The following is a 17,027-nucleotide window of genomic DNA, read 5'->3' on the forward strand; positions in this document are numbered from 1 at the left end:
TGATCTTGGGCGCCCCGTTATTGCGCTCACTTGAATCACCCACAGCACTGCCCCTAGATACGCCGCAACATCAACGCCGCCACCCCACACGCCGCCAACGCCACGCACGCCAGAAAGAACGCATCACTGTAAGCCATCAAAAACGCCTGATGACGAACACTCTGGTCCAGCAGGTTCAGCACCACCTGATGTTCCGGCAATTGATCCTGCAGCACCCCGCCACCGGGAAGCTGCTGTTGCAAGGTCGGGTCAAACAGCGTCATCGACTCGCCAATACGCGCCGAATGCACCCGCTCGCGCACCACCACCAATTGCGCCAGCAGCGCCGTGCCAACCGCGCCCCCCAGGTTGCGCAGCATCGAGAACACCGCCGACGCCGACCCCGCCTGCGCCTTGGCCAGCCCATGCACCGCAAGCACCGACAACGCCACCATGATCAGCGGCTGGCCCATGCCGCGCACCACGATCGAGGGCACGATCACATTGCTGGCGCTGTCCGCCGACAAGTGCGCACCCATCCAGCAGCCCAAAGCCATGATCGCGAACCCCGAAGCCACCAGCATTTTGGCGCTGACCCACTTCATCAGGCGCGGCAAAAACGGCGCCATGATCAGTTGCACCAGACCATACGCGATCAGGCTCACGCCAATTTCGCTGGCGTTGTAGTGCTGCAATTGCGACAGGTAGTTGGGCACCAGGAACACCAGGCCATAGGTACTGGCGCCGAAGATAAACATCGCCACGCTGGCCACCCCAAAGTTGTAGTGGCCCAACAGTCGCAGGTTGATAAAGGCGTGCGCGCCCCATAATTGCCGGGCAACGAAGCCGATCAGGCCCACCACCGCCAGCAGTGTCATCCACACGATAAAGGGCGAGCCGAACCAGTCCTTGCGCCCGCCCTCCTCCAGCACGATCTGCAACGCACCCAGGCCCAGCACCATGCAGCCGAGACCCAGCCAGTCGCCCTGGCGCAGCAGGCCCAACTGCATCGGCTGGCGGTCAATGGACCAGGCCACCGCCGCCAGCAACGCGATCCCCGGGAACAGTTGCAGGTAGAAGATCCAGCGCCAGGAATACGCATCGGTCAGCCAGCCGCCAATCGACGGCCCGGCGGCCTGGGCCACACTGTTGGCCAGGCTGAACAAGGCCATGCCCAGCGGGATCTTGCTGGGCGGCAGCTCGGTGATGATCAGTTGGAATGACAAGGGAATCAGCACCGCCCCGGCCGCGCCCTGCACCACCCGGATCAGGATCATCACTTGCAGGTTGGGCGACAGCGAACACGCCACCGAGGCCACCAGGAATATCCCCGAGCCCCACAGCATCACCCGGCGCAGGGAAAACACCTGCACCAGCCACGCGGTGAGGGGAATCATGATGATCTCCGCCACCAGGTAAGCGGTGGAAATCCACGAACCCTCCTCAAACGTCGCGCCCAGTGCACCTTCGATTTCCGGCAGTGCGGCGCTGGTGACGTGCACGTTCATCCCGGCCATGAAGCAGCCGAACAGCCCGCCGATCACCGCGACCCAGGCGCGAAACGGCACACGCCCTTCAGCCTCCATGGACGTGCTCCTGGCTGGCGGCAGGGCGGGTATCAACCGTGGCAATCACCGACATGCCCGGCAGCACCCGCGACTCACCGGGTTCCAGGCGAATCTTTACCGGAAACCGCTGGACGATCTTGGTGAAGTTGCCGGTGGCGTTGTCCGGCGGCAACAGCGCGAACACGGCACCAGAGCCGGGGGCGATGCTTTCCACTTTGCCGTGCCAATGTGCGCCGGCAAAACTGTCCACCGCGATTTCCACCGACTGCCCCGGCGCCATGTGCTGCAACTGGGTTTCCTTGTAGTTGGCAATCACATAGGCCTGCTCCACCGGCACCACCGCCAACAGCGGCAGGCCGGGCATCACGTATTGCTGGCGCCGGACCTTGCGCTGGCCCACCACGCCATCAAAAGGCGCGCGGATCTCGGTGTCCTTCAACGCATTGCGGGCCAGCGCGAGGTTGGCCTGGGCCTCGCCGATGCGTGCCTGATGCTCGACGATTTGCGCCTGCGCCTGTTGCCGGCGTGCCTGCAAGACCTGCAACTGCGCCTGCTGCCGCGCGACCTGGGCGCTGGCCTGGGCCAGGGCCGCCTGGGCCTTGGCCTGGCTGGCGCTGACGGTTTCCAGGTGCTGGGCGCTGGCCACCTGTTGCGCGACCAATTCACGATAACGCTGGTAATCGAGCCGCGCGCGCCGGGCTTCGGCCTCGCCACTGCTCAGTTCCGCCCGGGCCTGGGCGATGCGTTGCTGTTGCTCGCCCATTTGCGCGTCAAGGGTTTGCACCGATGCCTGCTGTGCGCTCGCTGCTGCTTGCGCCTGTTGCAGTTGCGCCTGGGCGCTGTTCAGACGCTCGGTGAAATCCCGCTCATCGATACGCACCAGCACATCCCCGGCCTTGACCGGCTGGTTATCTTCCACCAGCACCTGGGCTACATACCCGGCAATGCGCGGGCTGATAGCGACCCAATCAGCGCGCACATAGGCATCGTCGGTTTCTTCAAGAAAACGCCCCCATTGCCACCAGTACCCGGCAAAGGTTGCCAGCCCCACCAGCGTCGCGAGGGAAGCCGTGGTCACCAGGGCGCGACGATGACGTTGCATAACGGTCAGGCGAATGGGTTCAACAGCCTGGTTCATGGTTTGGCTCCATTGACAGCGACAGATAAGGGGGCGGTTGGATCGTCACGCTGCCAGCCGCCACCGAGGGCCTGGAACAGGTCGATCTGGCGGTTGATCAAGCGCAGGTCGGACTCGGCCACGCGGGCTTCAAGGCCCACCAGGCTGCGTTCGCTGTCCAGCAGTTGCAGGGCATCCAGCGCGCCGGAATGGTAGCCGCGGGAGGCCAGGTCGAAGGCGCGGCGGTTGTTGTCCAGGGCGGCGGCCAGGGCCTGCCCACGCTGCTGTTCGCCCTGGTACAGGGCCATGGCCTGCTCCACCTGCTTCAGTGCGTTGAGCACCGTACCGTCAAACCGTGCCAGGGCCTGGCGCGCTTCGGCCTGGCTCTGCCTGACCCGCGCCTGGGCGACCTGCCGGTTGGGAAAGCGCCAGGACACCAGCGGCCCGACGGAATACACCGTGGCGTAGCGGTCCCCGAGTTTGCCCAGGCTGCTGGCGGACGAACCGAGCATCGCGCCGAAGGTGATCCGCGGGTAAAGCTCGGCGCGGGACAGGCCCACCGTCAAGGTGGCTGCGCGCAATTGCCCTTCGGCGCGGCGGATGTCCGGCCGCCGTTGCACCAGTGCCCAACCCTCGCCCACCGGCAAAGGCGCCTGCAACTGCGGGGCCTGGGTACAGCTGCGTGGCGTGACCTGCTCCGGCGGCAACCCGCTGAGCACGGCCAACTCATACAGCGCGCTGCTGCGCCGGGCCGTGAACATCGGCAACGGTGCCCGGGTTTCTTCCAGCAACCCTTGCAGGCGCGCCAGGTCGAGTTGCGTGGCCGCGCCGGCCTTTTGCAGCTTCTGCGTGACCGCGACGCTCTGCTCCAACAACTGCACCGAGTGCGCCTGCACCTGTTCGCGCACACCATAGACGCAGGCCTGGGCATAGGCGCGGGCCGTCTGCGCGGCCACCGTCACCCGCAGCTCATCCTCCAGCGCCCGCGCCACCTGGGCATCCGCCCGTGCCGCAGCGATGCGATAACGCACCTCGCCCCACAAATCGAGGGTGTAGCTCAGGGAAAACTCAGGCGTGTGGCTCCATTCGGCACCGGCATGACGGTTAGTCGCCTGGGCCAGCGTCTGGTCATCGCGGCTGCGACCGTAGGCCAGGCCATAGTCCAGGGAAGTCGACGGCAGGCGCTCGCCGTCTGCCTGTTCCAGCTGCGCCAGCAACGCATCGACATGGGCGGCGGCGGCTTCGAGGTCTTTGTTCTGGTGCAGGGCCCGCGCCACCAGGGCGTCCAGTTGCGGGTCGCGGTACAGCTGCCACCAACGGGCGGGCAACGCCTCGGCCGACTCGGCGAAGAGCCGCGGTGCAGGCTGCGCCGTGACGGTCGACGGTTGACCGGGCACACCAGTGCACCCGGCCAGCACACTCAACAGGGCGATGGGCATCCATGGGTGAAAAGAAGGGCTGTGCATCACAAGGCTCGCTCAAGAAGGAGCCTTGCAGATTAGGCAGATGGCCTGTCCGATTCGCCCGCGTCAGGGCCATGTATCGTCGCTAAACGGACAATAGCGTTACCTGACGCAACACTAAACTCCGGGCCGAAAATGACTTGGCGGATAACCCAGCGACTTGCGAAACATCGCACTGAACGCACTCGGGCTCTGGTAACCATGCTCCAGCGCCACCTCCAGGATCGACACGCCCTGGGCCAGCAACTTCAAGCTCAGGGCCAACCGCGCACGCTTGCGCCATTCACCGAAACTCATGCCCAACTCCCGCTGGAACACCCGGCTCAGGGTGCGGGCGCTCATGTTCAGGCTGTCGGCCCAGGATTCCAGGCTGCTGTCGTCAGAAGGGTTGCGGATGAAATGCGTGCACAGCCTGGCCAGCCGTGCTTCGCCGGGCACCGGCACGTGCATCGCCACCACCGGCGCGGCGAGCAGTTCCATGCGGATCAACTCGATCATGGCCTGCAGACGCGGGCTGTGGTGCCCGGCAATCTGCGTGGCGGCGACGATCAGCTCCCGCAGCAATGCCGACACTTCAATCACCTGGCAGGTGCGCCCCAGCCCCGGCTCGGCCTCGGGCATGAGGAACAGCGTGCGCATATGCACCTCGCCGGCCATGCGGATCTCATGCGGGGTGCCGGCCGGCACCCACAACGCATGCCCGGACGGCACCAGCCAACTGCCCTGGGCGGTGCTGACCACCATCACCCCGGACACGCCGTGGATCAATTGCGCCTGGGCGTGGCAATGAGGATGCACCACGTCATCGTTGCGGTAGTTGTCGGCGTAGGCTTCAAGCCACGGGCGGGATGGGCTGTTCATCGGCTGAGGTCTCGCATCAATCAAGCGTCGATTCTAGCGAAAAGTCCTGTGGCAAAAACGATAGATATAGACAGCCATCGTCGCATTCCAGACAGCCGGTGAACTTGTAGGCCGCCCCGCCAGTCAGCTAGTTGGGCACTCTGAAAAAGGTTGGGTGGGCAATGCGCATTTCGTTGGAGCAACAAGTGGCGCTGGTGACTGGCGCCAGTTCAGGAATCGGCGCGGGGGCCGCCAAGGCCCTGGCCGAGGCCGGAGCCGCCGTGGTACTGAACTACAACGCCCAGGCGGCGCCCGCTGAAGCACTGGCGGCGCAGATCAACGCCAACGGCGGCCGGGCCATTGCGATTGGCGCCGACGTGTCGAAAGAGGCCGATGTGGAGCGCCTGTTTGCCCAGACCCTTGATGCCTTCGGGCACCTGGACATCCTGGTGGCCAACTCGGGCATGCAGAAAGACGCCGCTGCCGTCGACATGACCCTCGACGACTGGAACACCGTGATCGGCGTCAACCTCACCGGCCAGTTCCTCTGCGCCCGCGCCGCGTTGCGCATCTTCAACCGCCAGGGCATCCGCGAAGGTGTTTCCCGGGCCGCCGGGAAGATTATCCACATGAGTTCGGTGCACCAGGTGATTCCCTGGGCCGGGCACGTGAACTACGCCGCGTCCAAGGGCGGCGTGGAAATGCTGATGCGCACCCTGGCCCAGGAAGTCAGCCAGCAGCGCATCCGCATCAACGGCGTTGCGCCGGGAGCGATCCGCACGGCCATCAACCGCGCCGCCACCGAAGGCGCGGCCGAAGTGGAACTGCTCAAGTTGATTCCCTATGGCCGCGTGGGTGACGTCGAAGACGTGGCCAACGCGGTGGTGTGGCTGGCCAGTGATGCCTCCGACTACGTGGTGGGCAGCACCCTGTTCATTGATGGCGGCATGAGCCTTTATCCGGAGTTTCGTGGCAATGGTTGATCTGAAAAACGAACCACAAAGTGCCATTGATGCCCACGGCATCATCGGCGACATGCGCAGTGCAGCGCTGGTGAACGACAAAGGCAGCATCGATTTTTTCTGCTGGCCGGAGTTCGACAGCCCCTCCATCTTTTGCTCATTGCTGGACTCCCCCGCCGCCGGCATCTTCCAGCTCACGCCGGACCTGCCCGACGCCCGCCGCGAGCAGATCTACCTGCCCGACACCAACGTGCTGCAAACCCGCTGGTTGAGTAATGACGCGGTGGTGGAAATTACCGATTTCTTGACCGTCAGTGAAGAAGTTGACGACCTGCCGATCCTGATTCGCCGGGTGCGGGTGGTCAGCGGCAAAGCGAGCATCCATATGCGCTGCGCAGTGCGTCATGACTACGCCCGCGCCCAGACCCGGGCCACTCAAGATGACGGCGACGTGTTGTTTGAGGCCGCAGACCAACCCGGCCTGCGCCTGACCAGCAGCCACACCCTGCAGTTGGATGGCGACGCTGCCGTAGCATCCTTTGAACTCGGCCAGGAAGAAGGCGCCGAGTTTGTCCTCGGCGGGCTGGACGATGCCCGAGTCAAAAACGACTGCACCGACCTGTGCCTGGAGCGCACCCTGAAGTTCTGGCGCGGCTGGATTTCCCAATCCAACTACCGTGGGCGCTGGCGCGAGATGGTCAATCGTTCGGCCCTGGCCTTGAAGCTTTTGACCTCGCGCAAACACGGTGCAATCCTCGCCGCCGCCACCTTCGGCCTGCCGGAAACACCCGGCGGCGAGCGCAACTGGGACTACCGCTACACCTGGATCCGCGACGCCTCGTTCACCGTCTACGCGTTCATGCGCCTGGGGTTTATCGAGGAAGCCAACGGCTACATGCGCTGGTTGAAAGGCCGGGTGGGTGACTGCTGCGATCAGCCGATGAAAATCAACATCCTGTACGGCATCGACGGCCGCCAGGAACTGCCGGAAACCGAGCTGAGCCACCTCAGCGGCCACGGCGGCGCGCAACCGGTGCGCATCGGCAACGAGGCGTACGACCAGGTGCAACTGGATATCTACGGCGAGTTGATGGACGCGGTATACCTGGTCAACAAATACGGTGAGGCCATCTCCCACGAGGGCTGGAAACACACGGTGGAGGTGGCCGACCAGGTCTGCGAAACCTGGAACCACAAAGACGTCGGCATCTGGGAAATGCGCGGTGAGCAGCATCACTTCCTGCACTCAAGGCTGATGTGCTGGGTGGCCCTGGACCGGGCGATCCGCCTGGCGTCCAAGCGCTCGCTACCGGCGCCGTTTGCCCGTTGGGACCAGACCCGCCAGGCGATTTACGCCGATATCTGGAGCAACTTCTGGAACGAAGAACGCGGCCATTTTGTGCAGCATATCGGCAGCACGGCGCTGGATGGTTCGATGCTGTTGATGCCACTGGTGCGCTTCGTTGCGGCGACCGACCCGCGCTGGTTGTCGACACTGGAGGCGATCCAGAAAAGCCTGGTGCGCGATGGGATGGTTTATCGCTATCGCAACGACGACAGCCAGATTGATGGGCTACAAGGCACCGAGGGCGCGTTTGCAGCGTGCTCGTTCTGGTACGTGGAATGCCTGGCCCGGGCCGGGCAAGTGGAGAAGGCGCATCTGGAGTTTGAACAGTTGCTGCGCTATGCCAACCCGCTGGGGTTGTATGCCGAAGAATTTGATAACCAGGCACGGCATTTGGGCAATACACCGCAGGCGTTGAGCCATTTGGCGCTGATCAGCGCGGCAACGTTCCTGGACCGAAAGTTGAGTGGGGTGAAGACGGTTTGGCAGCCTTGAGCCCGAGCACAATCTGAAGGCAATTGAGTAACCTTGTGGGAGCTGGCTTGCCTGCTCCCACATGACCGCGCCAGACTTGGAGACGAGGTGTACCCGGTGCACAATGCGTGGTCCTTCGATCTATACCAGGATGCCAATGCGCCAAGTCCTACTGATCATCGATGTACAACCCTCCTTCGCCCCGCCCGACTGGCTGGTAATCGGCATCAACGCCTTGCTGGGTCGCATGCCGTCAGTGGCCACCGTAGAGCGCCACGACGAAAGCATCACCCCGTTCGCCCGCCAACTCGGCTGGCAGCCGGCGCCCGACGACGATAGCCTGATCGCCGCCGACCATATCTTCATCAAACACGGCTACGCGCCCACGCCCGAGACCATCAGCCACCTGAAAAGCCTCGCGCCGGACCGAGTGCTGGTGTGTGGCATCCAGACTGATACCTGTGTGCTGGCGGCCGGGTTTGCGTTGTTTGATGCCGGATTACAGCCCACGCTGATCAGCGATTTGACCGTGGGTTCGTCGCTGGATCGGTCAGGGAACCTGGGTGCGGATTTGTGGCGACACCACTTCAAACATGTCATCAGCCACGCAGAGATTTAAGTCAGCCCCTCACTGTGGCGAGGGAGCTTGCTCCCGCTGGGGCGCGAAGCGGCCCCAAAAAGATCAACGCCATCTAACTCAAAGAACACATTCAACAAAACCTGGGGCTGCTGCGCAGCCCAACGGGAGCAAGCTCCCTCGCCACAGGTTGTTTGGCAAACACCATCGTTGACACAAGGCTCGTATTGATCGGCGCTCTGCCGACGCATTACTCGGCGTCACTGCCAGCCAGGTCGCCGACGGAAACATCAGTCACGTTAGGCGCCACGTTGTATCGCGGGCCAATGGAAGTCGAGGGCGGCGAGTGGATGTGCCAGGTGCGCGACCCTTGGGGTAATTGCATCGGCTTGCGCCAGGCCGGTCTAGACAAGTCAAGCAATTGCAGCCTTTCGAACCACACTCGGTAACCCGCTTGGTCTACAGTTCCAACACTTTCCCTCCACCCTCGGAGCCTCCATGCCCTCCCTCCAAATCCGCACGCCCATGCTCGATATCGCTTACGAAACCCATGGCCCGGAAGGCGGCGAGGTGGTGATCCTGCTGCACGGCTTTCCCTATGATCCTCGCGGCTATGACGAGATCGCCCCGGTGGTCGCCGCACGTGGCTACCGGGTATTGGTGCCATACCTGCGCGGCTATGGCCCGACGCGCTTTATCAACGATCAGGTGATGCGCTCCGGCCAACAAGCAGCGCTGGCCAAGGATTTGCTGGATTTCATGGATGCCCTGTCCATCGAAAAAGCCACGCTGGTGGGCTATGACTGGGGCGGACGCGCGGCGTGTATCGTTGCGGCGCTTTGGCCTGAACGGGTGCGCGGCCTGGTGACGGGCGATGGCTACAACATTCAGGATATCGCTGCGTCGACCAAGCCTCGGGCGCCGGAAACAGAGCATCGGCTGTGGTATCAGTTTTACCTTCATACCCAACGGGGTGTCGACGGACTGACCGCCAACCGGCGTGAGTTCTGCCAGTTGCTGTGGGCGCTCTGGTCGCCGTCCTGGGCCGAAGGGCCGAGCCTGTATGGCAAGACAGCGCCCTCGTTTGATAACCCGGATTTTGTCGAGGTGGTGGTCCATTCCTACCGTCATCGCTTCATGTACGCGCCGGGTGATCCGGCGCTGGAAAGCATCGAGCAGGCTCTGGTGCAGCCACCGCCGATTTCAGTACCGAGCATCTCGTTGTGCGGCGCTGATGACGGCGTAGGTCCGGCTCCGGTTGAAGATGACGACCTGGAAAATTTCAGCGGGTTTTATCGGCGCGAAGTGTTGGCCGGCGTGGGCCACAACATTCCCCAGGAAGCGCCCCAAGCGACCCTTGAGGCGATCTTCGAGCTGCTGAGCCTCAGCCCCCAGCCGAAATCCTGAAGCTGAACACGCTGCCCTGCCCCACCACGCTTTCAGCCCACAGGGTGCCGCCGTGGGCTTCGACGATGCCGTGGGAGATGTACAACCCCAGCCCGCTGCCGGTGGGGTTGCCCTCGCGTGAGGTCCAGTAGCGGTCGAAAATATACGGCAGTTGCGCCGGGTCGATGCCGATGCCGTTGTCGCATACCCGAAACAGCACTTCGTCCCCCGCCGCCTCGGCAATCACCTCGATCACTCCGCCCACCGGGGTGAATTTCAGGGCGTTGCCCAGCAAGTTGGAAAACACCTGGAACAAGCGCTCCGGGTCGGCCTGGGCACTCAGCCCGTCCACTGAGCGCCAAGTCAGGTCCACACCCTTGGCCGCCGCCAGCGGTTGCCACATCGAACAGATCTGGTCCAGGGTTGCCGCCACATCGAGCCGTTGCAGCGAAACGCTGTAGCGCCCGGCCTCGATGCGCGAAATATCGATCAGGTCTTCCAGCAGCGTGTTCATGCGGGCGGTGGCGTTTTGCATGGTTTCAATCGCGGTGGAGAGGCGCCGGTTCGCCTTGTTGTCCTCGGCGGGCACCATGCTGCGCATCATGCCGCATTGCATCAGCAGGATGGTCAGCGGGCTGCGCAGGTCATGGGAGACCACCGCCACCAGCTCGTCACGCGCCCGCACCGCAGCATGTTCGCGTTGCACCTGGCGCGCCAGGTCATGCTCCAGGGCATTGCGCCGCAGGCTCTCCGCCGCCTGTAGCTCCGACAGCGACCAATACAGCGCCTTGCCATCGACCTGCTGCTTCCACAACTCAAACGACAGGCGCGGGCTCAAGGTCGTGCTGCCCGGTTCCTGATGTTTGACCGGCTGGCCGCTCCACTCCACCGAGGACTGGACCTCCGGGCGAAACCACATCACCGCGTTGTCCACCGGCTTGGGCAGGCAGAACGCCAACAGGCCGCTGGCATGGGCCTGGTAGGCCGCCGCCGGGGGAAAGTCCACCGACAATTGATGGCTGTGCACCACGCCTTTGCCCTGTCCGCGCACCCACTGGTACAAGGCGTGGATTTCAGCACGTGCAGGGCAAACGCCGAACACATGCAGGCGCTCTTCCACCCGTATCGCCAGGCCACCGGCGGCGGTCAGGTTCAGCAGCGTTTGCGCATAGGGCAACAGGCTTTCCATCACATCGCACTGGTCCGCGGTCATGGCGGCGACCAACTCTTCGACCATGGCGGCCTTGTCACGTTGTTGGCGGCGCTCCTGCTGCTCCTGGAGCAACGTGATCTGCATCGACAACAACTGGCCGATGCTGGTGCACGCCGTGCGCAGTTCATGGGGCACGCGCAACGGCTCACGGTGACCACAGGTGATCAGGCCCCAGAGCTGGTCGTCCTTGAGCAGCGAAATGCTCATGGAGGAACGCACGCCCATGTTCTTCAAATAATGGCAGTGCACCGGGGACACGCTGCGCAACACGGCGAAGCTGAGGTCCAGGGGCTGGCCGTTGTCGGGGCGCAGGGCCGGCAGGATCGGCACCGGCTGGTACTCGGCGTCGGGAATCGCGCGGATCCAGTTCAGCCGGTACAGCTCGCGTGCCTGGGGCGGGATGTCCGACGCGGGAAAACATAATCCCAGGTACGGCTGCATGCCGTCGCTGAGGGCCTCGCCAATCACTTTGCCGTGGCCTTCCTGCTCGAAGCGGTACAAGGTGACCCGGTCATAACCGGTGAGGCTACGAATCTCGGTCACGCTGATCTGGTACAAGCTGTCGAGCGTCTTGGCCGACTGCAAGCGGCGCAGCGTTCGGGACAGCTGCTTCACAGCGCTGTGCTCAAGCGTGAGGCTCCGCTCCAGTTCGAGAAACAGCAGGCCTTGATGACGATGCAGCAGGATGTCGTAGGCGTAGCCATCCAGCGTCAGTTGATGCACGTCCTCCTCGAAGGCGTCCAGGTCTGCCAGGGCACGACTCACCTGTACTGCCGCTTCGCTGCCCAGCACACTGGCCAGCGCCTGGCCCGACAGGCGTTGCGCGTCCAGGCCCAGCGCGACGCTCAGGTTGCTGCTGGCTTGCAGCACCTCAAGCGCCGGTTCGCTCAGCGTCAACAACAACCCGTGAGGCTGGATCGAGCCGGGGATATGGATGGGTTCGCTGGCGCAATCGTCGATCAGCGTATCGACCGTGGTCATCGCAGCACCCCGCAGCGGTCCAGCCACTGCTCGAAACACAGGAAGGTCGACTCGGCGACCTTCACCGCCTCCACGCGCTCGTACGCGGTTCGCAGCGGGTCAAGGCACGCCATAAAGCGCTGCCACAGGGCGCTGGTCTCGGCCCCGTACACATTCATGAACGCGCCGCCATTGGTGGAGCCCACGCCAATCTTGATCTCGATCAGGTCGCGCAACACCTGGCCGCCGAGGGTGGCGCCTTCCAGCACATAGAGGGCGCCCAAGGCCTGGGCCACGTTGGTGATGGCGGGCAGTTCGGGGCATATCGGCAAGGCATCGATCTGCAGGTTTTCCAGGCCCAGCGCCCGCAAATCCGCCTGCAAGTACGGAGTTTTGCTGCGCCGCCCCCACTCCAGGTCAGGGATGATCTCGCCCCACGGCGCCAGGGCGCGCTCCAGCGGCTGATAGAAGCCGTAGTAGGCGCTCATCAACTCGCGGTACAACGCCAGGTCCATGCGGGAAAAAGGCAGCCGAGTGTCGAGGCGTCGATGCAGCGCAGCGGTCGCCGCGCGTAGTTCGACAAGGACAGGAGGTAGTGAATTCATGAGCTGTGCGCACGCCGGGAAGGTTCAAAACCGCGACGTAGAGGCCTGGGATCAAGACACTGCGCAATGGACTGTGAGTAACATAGCACCTTGATACAAAAACGTACCTATTCGTTCAAACAGGCTCGACCTCAACCGGGTGAGGAAAACCGTTCACGGTAGGCCTGGGGTGTGATCGATACCGCTCGCAGGAAGCTGCGGCGCATGGTTTCTTCGCAGCCAAAGCCGCAGTGCACGGCGATGCGCTTGATCGACGCGCTGCTGTCCGCCAATTGCCGGCGGGCGGTTTCCACACGGATCAATTCGACGGCCCGCGCGGGTGTCTGGCCGGTTTCGGCGCGGTAGTGGCGCACGAAGCTGCGCTCGCTCATGCCCGCCTGGGCGGCCAGTGTGGCAACGTTCAAATCGAGGGTCAGGTGTTCGGCGATCCAGGCGTGCAGCTCCGCAAAACGGCTACCGCCCTTTTGCAGGGACAACGTCACGCTGAACTGCGATTGCCCACCGGGGCGCTTGAGAAACACCACCAGGTGCCGCGCCACTTCCAGGGCCACGGCGCGACCCAGGTCCTCCTCCACCAGCGCCAGGCACAAGTCGATACCGGCGGTCACGCCGGCGGAGGTCCACAGGTTGCCCTGCTGGATGAAAATCGGATTGGCCTCCACCGTCAGCTGTGGGTACTTGCGCGCGAGTTCTTCGCAGCGCGTCCAGTGGGTCACCACGCGGCGGCCGTCGAGCAAACCGCTGGCGGCCAGCAGAAAGGCGCCAGTGCACACCGAGGTCATGCGCCGGGCCTGGGTGGCTTTTTGCCGAACCCAGTCCACCAGCGCCGGGTCTTCGGCGGCGCCGTACACCCCCCAGCCGCCGGCAATCACCAGTGTGTCGCACGGAGCATCGGCAGGCGGCAGTGGCTCGGCCACCAGGGCCAGGCCCGCCGAGGTCATCACTGGCTCGGCCTGCGCGGCAATCACACTGACCGCATAGGGCAACGGCAAGCCCTGCTGGCGCGCCAGGTCATTGGCCGAGGCAAATACTTGCAAGGGCCCGGTGACGTCGAGCACCTGCACATTGGGAAAGGCGAGCACGTTGATGATTCTGGGCATGTTGGCGTAATTCGTGGGCTCAATGGCGTATTCGCCAAAGCCTAGGTGACTAGAGTGAAGCCGTCCATCCCTTTATCAGGAGCAGTCCCCATGACCTTGCAGATCGGCTTTTTGTTGTTCCCCGGCATCCAGCAACTGGACCTCACCGGGCCCTACGACGTGTTGGGATCGCTGCCGGATGTGAAGCTGCATCTGGTGTGGAAGGACCTCGCGCCGGTCACCTCCAGCACCGGCTTGGTATTTACCCCCAGCACCACTTATGACGAGTGCCCGACGCTGGACGTGATTTGCGTGCCCGGCGGTTCTGGCGTCGGGGCATTGATGGAGGATGAGCAGACCCTGGCGTTTCTCAAGGCGCAGGCCCAGACCGCGCGCTATGTGACATCAGTGTGCACCGGCTCCCTGGTGCTGGGTGCCGCGGGCCTGCTGCGCGGGCGTCGCGCGACCACTCACTGGGCCTACCACGACCTGCTCGCACCGCTCGGCGCGATCCCGGTGCAGGAGCGCGTGGTGCGTGACGGCAACCTGTTGACGGGTGGCGGGATTACCGCCGGGATCGACTTTGCCCTGACCCTGGCGGCCGAGCTGTACAGCGAGGCGGCAGCGCAACTGGTGCAGTTGCAGATTGAGTACGCCCCGGCGCCGCCGTTCAATGCTGGCCGGCCGGAAACCGCACCGCCGCATGTACTGGAAGAAGCCCGCAAGCGCACCGCCGAGTCGCGCAAGACCCGGGGTGAAATCGTGGCACGGGCGGCGGCCAGGTTGGGTTAAGCGTTCGCCCGTCCGTGGCGGTCGGCGGGCACCAGATGCCCGATGGTGCCGTCCCCATACGCCCGCTCCACTTTGGAAATCACCACGTGATAACCGCCGTACCAGCGGCGGTATAGGCGCTTGGCTTCCAGGTGGGTCGGGTGGCTGGCAAAGGCGCGAATGGAGGCCTCGTCACGCCAGTAATAACTGGCGTTGATCAACCCGCCATCCGCCGAACGCCACGACTCGGCCCCCACGTATCCCGGCAGCCTTGCTGCCAGTGCGTCGATCAGATTCGTGAGGCGCTGGAACTCGTCATCCCGTTCGCCGGGCTTGTAGATAAAGGCTGCGATGTACATGGGTAACGTCCTTTTATGAGTGATGTTTCACGTCGGGCGAGACATCAATGCCAAGCGCACGGCCAGCACCATCAGCACGGTTGCCAGGCCCCATTTCTGTAAGCCTGCGCTCCCCGGTTTGCCGGCAAAAAACCGGCTAACCGCCCCGCCAAAAATTCCCAGCACGGCATGAAACACACCGCTGATCAGCGTCAGGATGATCCCCAGTTGCACCAGTTGCAGCGCGATGGGGCCCGCCTCGGGGCTGACGAATTGCGGCAGGAACACCATGAAAAACAGCAGCGCCTTGGGGTTGAGCAAACTGTTGAGCATTGCCCGCACAAACACCCGGCCCAGCGGCACGCGGCTGACGTGGGCCGTGTCCAGGGCGGGCGTTTTCTGCAGGGTCTTGAACACCAGCCACAGCAGGTACAACACCCCGGCGTAGCGAATCAGGTCGAAGGCCGGCGGCCAGCTGGCGACCAGAGCGGTCACGCCGGTTGCGGTCAGTGCCGTGAGCAGCAGGTCCGCCACGCTGATGCCCAACCCGGATGCCACCCCGCCACGCCAGCCATAGGTCACACCGTGGCTGATGACGAAGGCCATGTTCGGGCCCGGGGATAACAACAGCAGCAGGACTGCGCCAGAGAACACAGCCAGGGGTGCGAGGTCGATCATGCTCAAGCCATCCGCCGGGAAAGCCTGTAGATTAATCAGCCCACCTGATACAAACAAAAAATTGATCTAGATACACTTTGCACAGGAACGCACCATGGCTCAGGTCCGCTACAAACTGATCATCGATGAACTGGCCACGCGGATTCGCGCCGGACAGTTGCCGCCGGGCACCCAGTTGCCGACCCTGCGTAGCCTGATGAACAGCCATCGCATCGCCCTCGCCACTGCCTTGCGGGTGTACAGCGAACTGGAGGCCAGCGGCCTGGTGGTGGGTGAACCGGGACGCGGGACGTTTGTGCGCGACACCACGTTGCTGCGGGGCATGGGCCTGGTGCAACAACCGCTGCAACCGGGCACCGTGGACCTGAGCCTCAACTACCCCTCGTTGCCGGGCCAGGCCGAGATGCTGCGCGACGGTTTGCGTGCCATTGCCGCCTCGGGCGACCTCGATGCGCTGCTGCATTCCGCGCCGCAGGGTGGCCGCGCCCATGAACGACAGACCGCCGCGCGGCACCTGCGCAATCGGCAGATTCGCGTGAGTGGCGAGCAAGTGCTGATCGTCAACGGTGCGCAACAAGGCCTCGCCGTCAGCCTGATGGCGCTGCTGCAACCGGGGGATGTATTGGCGGTGGATGCGCTGACGTATCCCGGGTTGAAAACCCTGGCCCAGTCCCAGCGCATCGACCTGGAGCCGCTGCCGCAACCGGCTGGGCATACGGATCTGGATGCGCTGGAGGCTTTGTGCAAACGGCGCCCGGTGCGGGCTTTTTATTGCATGCCCACGTTGCACAATCCGCTGGGCACAGTGATGGTTGAAGCCGACCGCGAGCGCCTTGCAGCGTTGGCTGAACGCTACGATTTTCTACTGATCGAAGACGGCGCCTACGCCTTTCTCGCCGAGCCCGCACCGAAGCCGTTGTTTACTTATGCGCCGCTGCGCACGGTGTATGTGTCCGGCCTTTCGAAGAGTGTGGCGTCGGGGTTGCGGGTGGGGTTTATCGTCGCGCCCAAGGCGTGGGTGCCGGCGCTGGAGCAAGCGATCCGTGTCTCGACCTGGAGCACGCCGACGCTCACGGTAAACCTGGCGTGCCGCTGGATAGAATCCGGTGCAGTGGATGCACTGGAAGAGCACAAGCGCCAGGATGCGCGCCAACGCCAGGCGCTGGCCCGGGAGGTCTTGCGAGGGTGTGAGGTGATTGCGCATCCGGCGTCGTATTACCTGTGGCTGGTGTTGCCGGAAGGTCTGCGGGCGGATGCAGTGGTGGCTGCGCTTGAGGGCCAGGGTGTGCGGGTCACCAGTGCCGAGCCGTTTGCCTGTACGGCCCATGTGCCGCATGCGTTGCGGGTGGCGCTGGGGTCGATTGATTTGGCGACGTTGAGAATAGCCTTGGGGAAAATTCACGAGGCAATTCGGATATGAATAAAGGGCCAGCAGGGTAAATCCCTTTGATTTGCGGGACATTTCCGAGACAATCTTTCGGCCTTGTGCCTGCCGGAACCGGTGGCTAGTCTTCGCCCCGTCACTGCTCATCAGTGATCGGGTTTAGTCGCCCGGATCCGAAAAGGCGCATGTCCCATCATGAGGTTTTATGGTGGCTGTGCGCAGGGCACCTTCGGGTGCGCCGGTTTTTCCTTTTCGGCCGGTCGACTAACCTGCGTACAGCCGCCACCC

At 63.7% G+C, this 17,027-nt stretch carries 16 protein-coding genes; 6 read left to right on the plus strand and 10 right to left on the minus strand.

Annotation, left to right across the window (positions count from 1 at the left end; translation table 11 throughout):
* Positions 1–53: 53 nt before the first annotated feature.
* From HX869_RS00040 to HX869_RS00055, 4 genes are all read right to left on the minus strand, one after another.
* Complete coding sequence (locus HX869_RS00040; RefSeq protein WP_178902570.1) at positions 54–1,565, minus strand: MDR family MFS transporter; 1,512 nt, start codon at positions 1,563–1,565, stop codon at positions 54–56.
* Positions 1,555–2,685 (minus strand): HlyD family secretion protein, encoded by a 1,131-nt coding sequence (locus HX869_RS00045; RefSeq protein WP_003208172.1) that lies wholly within the window; start codon positions 2,683–2,685, stop codon positions 1,555–1,557. The genes HX869_RS00040 and HX869_RS00045 overlap by 11 nt, the downstream gene beginning before the upstream one ends.
* The gene (locus HX869_RS00050; RefSeq protein ID WP_134327031.1) at positions 2,682–4,130 is read right to left on the minus strand and encodes an efflux transporter outer membrane subunit; all 1,449 of its coding nucleotides are present in this window, start codon (positions 4,128–4,130) and stop codon (positions 2,682–2,684) included. Before HX869_RS00050 ends, HX869_RS00045 begins: the two co-directional genes overlap by 4 nt.
* Before the next feature lie 114 nt (positions 4,131–4,244).
* A complete protein-coding gene (locus tag HX869_RS00055; protein ID WP_134327032.1) occupies positions 4,245–4,988 on the minus strand; it encodes a helix-turn-helix domain-containing protein in 744 nt (247 codons plus the stop codon).
* Between the two features lie 161 nt (positions 4,989–5,149).
* Here HX869_RS00055 and HX869_RS00060 point away from each other — a divergent pair, with 161 nt between their 5' ends.
* The 3 genes from HX869_RS00060 (at position 5,150) to HX869_RS00070 (ending at position 8,367) form a co-directional block, all read left to right on the plus strand.
* The gene (locus HX869_RS00060; protein WP_003208175.1) at positions 5,150–5,950 is read left to right on the plus strand and encodes a glucose 1-dehydrogenase; all 801 of its coding nucleotides are present in this window, start codon (positions 5,150–5,152) and stop codon (positions 5,948–5,950) included.
* Positions 5,943–7,769 (plus strand): glycoside hydrolase family 15 protein, encoded by a 1,827-nt coding sequence (locus HX869_RS00065; protein ID WP_008434531.1) that lies wholly within the window; start codon positions 5,943–5,945, stop codon positions 7,767–7,769. The genes HX869_RS00060 and HX869_RS00065 overlap by 8 nt, the downstream gene beginning before the upstream one ends.
* Positions 7,770–7,905: 136 nt before the next feature.
* A complete protein-coding gene (locus tag HX869_RS00070) occupies positions 7,906–8,367 on the plus strand; it encodes a cysteine hydrolase family protein (protein ID WP_178902571.1) in 462 nt (153 codons plus the stop codon).
* Between the two features lie 208 nt (positions 8,368–8,575).
* Here the strand turns inward: HX869_RS00070 and HX869_RS31455 are convergent, their stop codons facing one another.
* Positions 8,576–8,710: a hypothetical protein gene (locus HX869_RS31455; protein ID WP_256347623.1), complete on the minus strand. Its 135-nt coding sequence runs from the start codon at positions 8,708–8,710 to the stop codon at positions 8,576–8,578.
* A 113-nt stretch (positions 8,711–8,823) separates the two neighbouring features.
* Here HX869_RS31455 and HX869_RS00075 point away from each other — a divergent pair, with 113 nt between their 5' ends.
* Positions 8,824–9,732: an alpha/beta fold hydrolase gene (locus tag HX869_RS00075; RefSeq protein WP_178902572.1), complete on the plus strand. Its 909-nt coding sequence runs from the start codon at positions 8,824–8,826 to the stop codon at positions 9,730–9,732.
* Here HX869_RS00075 and HX869_RS00080 read toward each other — a convergent pair.
* The 3 genes from HX869_RS00080 to HX869_RS00090 all read right to left on the minus strand — a co-directional run bounded on the left by HX869_RS00080 (position 9,710) and on the right by HX869_RS00090 (position 13,589).
* A complete protein-coding gene (locus HX869_RS00080) occupies positions 9,710–11,905 on the minus strand; it encodes an ATP-binding protein (RefSeq protein WP_087695344.1) in 2,196 nt (731 codons plus the stop codon). The genes HX869_RS00075 and HX869_RS00080 overlap by 23 nt on opposite strands.
* Positions 11,902–12,489 carry a biliverdin-producing heme oxygenase gene (locus tag HX869_RS00085; RefSeq protein ID WP_032899296.1) on the minus strand — a complete coding sequence of 196 codons (588 nt, stop codon included), beginning with the start codon at positions 12,487–12,489 and terminating at the stop codon, positions 11,902–11,904. Before HX869_RS00085 ends, HX869_RS00080 begins: the two co-directional genes overlap by 4 nt.
* Positions 12,490–12,620: 131 nt before the next feature.
* Positions 12,621–13,589 carry a GlxA family transcriptional regulator gene (locus tag HX869_RS00090; RefSeq protein WP_102605371.1) on the minus strand — a complete coding sequence of 323 codons (969 nt, stop codon included), beginning with the start codon at positions 13,587–13,589 and terminating at the stop codon, positions 12,621–12,623.
* Between the two features lie 90 nt (positions 13,590–13,679).
* On the opposite strand from HX869_RS00090, the gene inhA reads away from it, so the two are divergent.
* Positions 13,680–14,360: an isonitrile hydratase gene (inhA, locus tag HX869_RS00095; protein ID WP_087695341.1), complete on the plus strand. Its 681-nt coding sequence runs from the start codon at positions 13,680–13,682 to the stop codon at positions 14,358–14,360.
* Here inhA and HX869_RS00100 read toward each other — a convergent pair.
* Positions 14,357–14,698 (minus strand): antibiotic biosynthesis monooxygenase, encoded by a 342-nt coding sequence (locus tag HX869_RS00100; RefSeq protein WP_003208192.1) that lies wholly within the window; start codon positions 14,696–14,698, stop codon positions 14,357–14,359. The genes inhA and HX869_RS00100 overlap by 4 nt on opposite strands.
* A 27-nt stretch (positions 14,699–14,725) precedes the next feature.
* Entirely contained in the window at positions 14,726–15,355 is a 630-nt protein-coding gene (locus HX869_RS00105) for a LysE family translocator (protein WP_178902573.1), read from the minus strand.
* Positions 15,356–15,449: 94 nt separating this feature from the next.
* Here HX869_RS00105 and HX869_RS00110 point away from each other — a divergent pair, with 94 nt between their 5' ends.
* On the plus strand, positions 15,450–16,775 hold the full coding sequence (locus tag HX869_RS00110; protein ID WP_178902574.1) for a PLP-dependent aminotransferase family protein: 1,326 nt from the start codon (positions 15,450–15,452) through the stop codon (positions 16,773–16,775).
* Positions 16,776–17,027 lie beyond the last annotated feature (252 nt).

The sequence above is a fragment of the Pseudomonas sp. P7779 genome (assembly GCF_013386315.1).
Lineage (GTDB): Bacteria > Pseudomonadota > Gammaproteobacteria > Pseudomonadales > Pseudomonadaceae > Aquipseudomonas.

Coding starts and splice junctions, on each gene's coding strand:
- HX869_RS00040 (WP_178902570.1), bottom strand. CDS start 1,565: ATGGAGGCTGAAGGGCGTGTGCCGTTTCGCGCCTGGGTCGCGGTGATC.
- HX869_RS00045 (WP_003208172.1), bottom strand. CDS start 2,685: ATGAACCAGGCTGTTGAACCCATTCGCCTGACCGTTATGCAACGTCAT.
- HX869_RS00050 (WP_134327031.1), bottom strand. CDS start 4,130: ATGCACAGCCCTTCTTTTCACCCATGGATGCCCATCGCCCTGTTGAGT.
- HX869_RS00055 (WP_134327032.1), bottom strand. CDS start 4,988: ATGAACAGCCCATCCCGCCCGTGGCTTGAAGCCTACGCCGACAACTAC.
- HX869_RS00060 (WP_003208175.1), top strand. CDS start 5,150: ATGCGCATTTCGTTGGAGCAACAAGTGGCGCTGGTGACTGGCGCCAGT.
- HX869_RS00065 (WP_008434531.1), top strand. CDS start 5,943: ATGGTTGATCTGAAAAACGAACCACAAAGTGCCATTGATGCCCACGGC.
- HX869_RS00070 (WP_178902571.1), top strand. CDS start 7,906: ATGCGCCAAGTCCTACTGATCATCGATGTACAACCCTCCTTCGCCCCG.
- HX869_RS31455 (WP_256347623.1), bottom strand. CDS start 8,710: ATGCAATTACCCCAAGGGTCGCGCACCTGGCACATCCACTCGCCGCCC.
- HX869_RS00075 (WP_178902572.1), top strand. CDS start 8,824: ATGCCCTCCCTCCAAATCCGCACGCCCATGCTCGATATCGCTTACGAA.
- HX869_RS00080 (WP_087695344.1), bottom strand. CDS start 11,905: ATGACCACGGTCGATACGCTGATCGACGATTGCGCCAGCGAACCCATC.
- HX869_RS00085 (WP_032899296.1), bottom strand. CDS start 12,489: ATGAATTCACTACCTCCTGTCCTTGTCGAACTACGCGCGGCGACCGCT.
- HX869_RS00090 (WP_102605371.1), bottom strand. CDS start 13,589: ATGCCCAGAATCATCAACGTGCTCGCCTTTCCCAATGTGCAGGTGCTC.
- inhA (WP_087695341.1), top strand. CDS start 13,680: ATGACCTTGCAGATCGGCTTTTTGTTGTTCCCCGGCATCCAGCAACTG.
- HX869_RS00100 (WP_003208192.1), bottom strand. CDS start 14,698: ATGTACATCGCAGCCTTTATCTACAAGCCCGGCGAACGGGATGACGAG.
- HX869_RS00105 (WP_178902573.1), bottom strand. CDS start 15,355: ATGATCGACCTCGCACCCCTGGCTGTGTTCTCTGGCGCAGTCCTGCTG.
- HX869_RS00110 (WP_178902574.1), top strand. CDS start 15,450: ATGGCTCAGGTCCGCTACAAACTGATCATCGATGAACTGGCCACGCGG.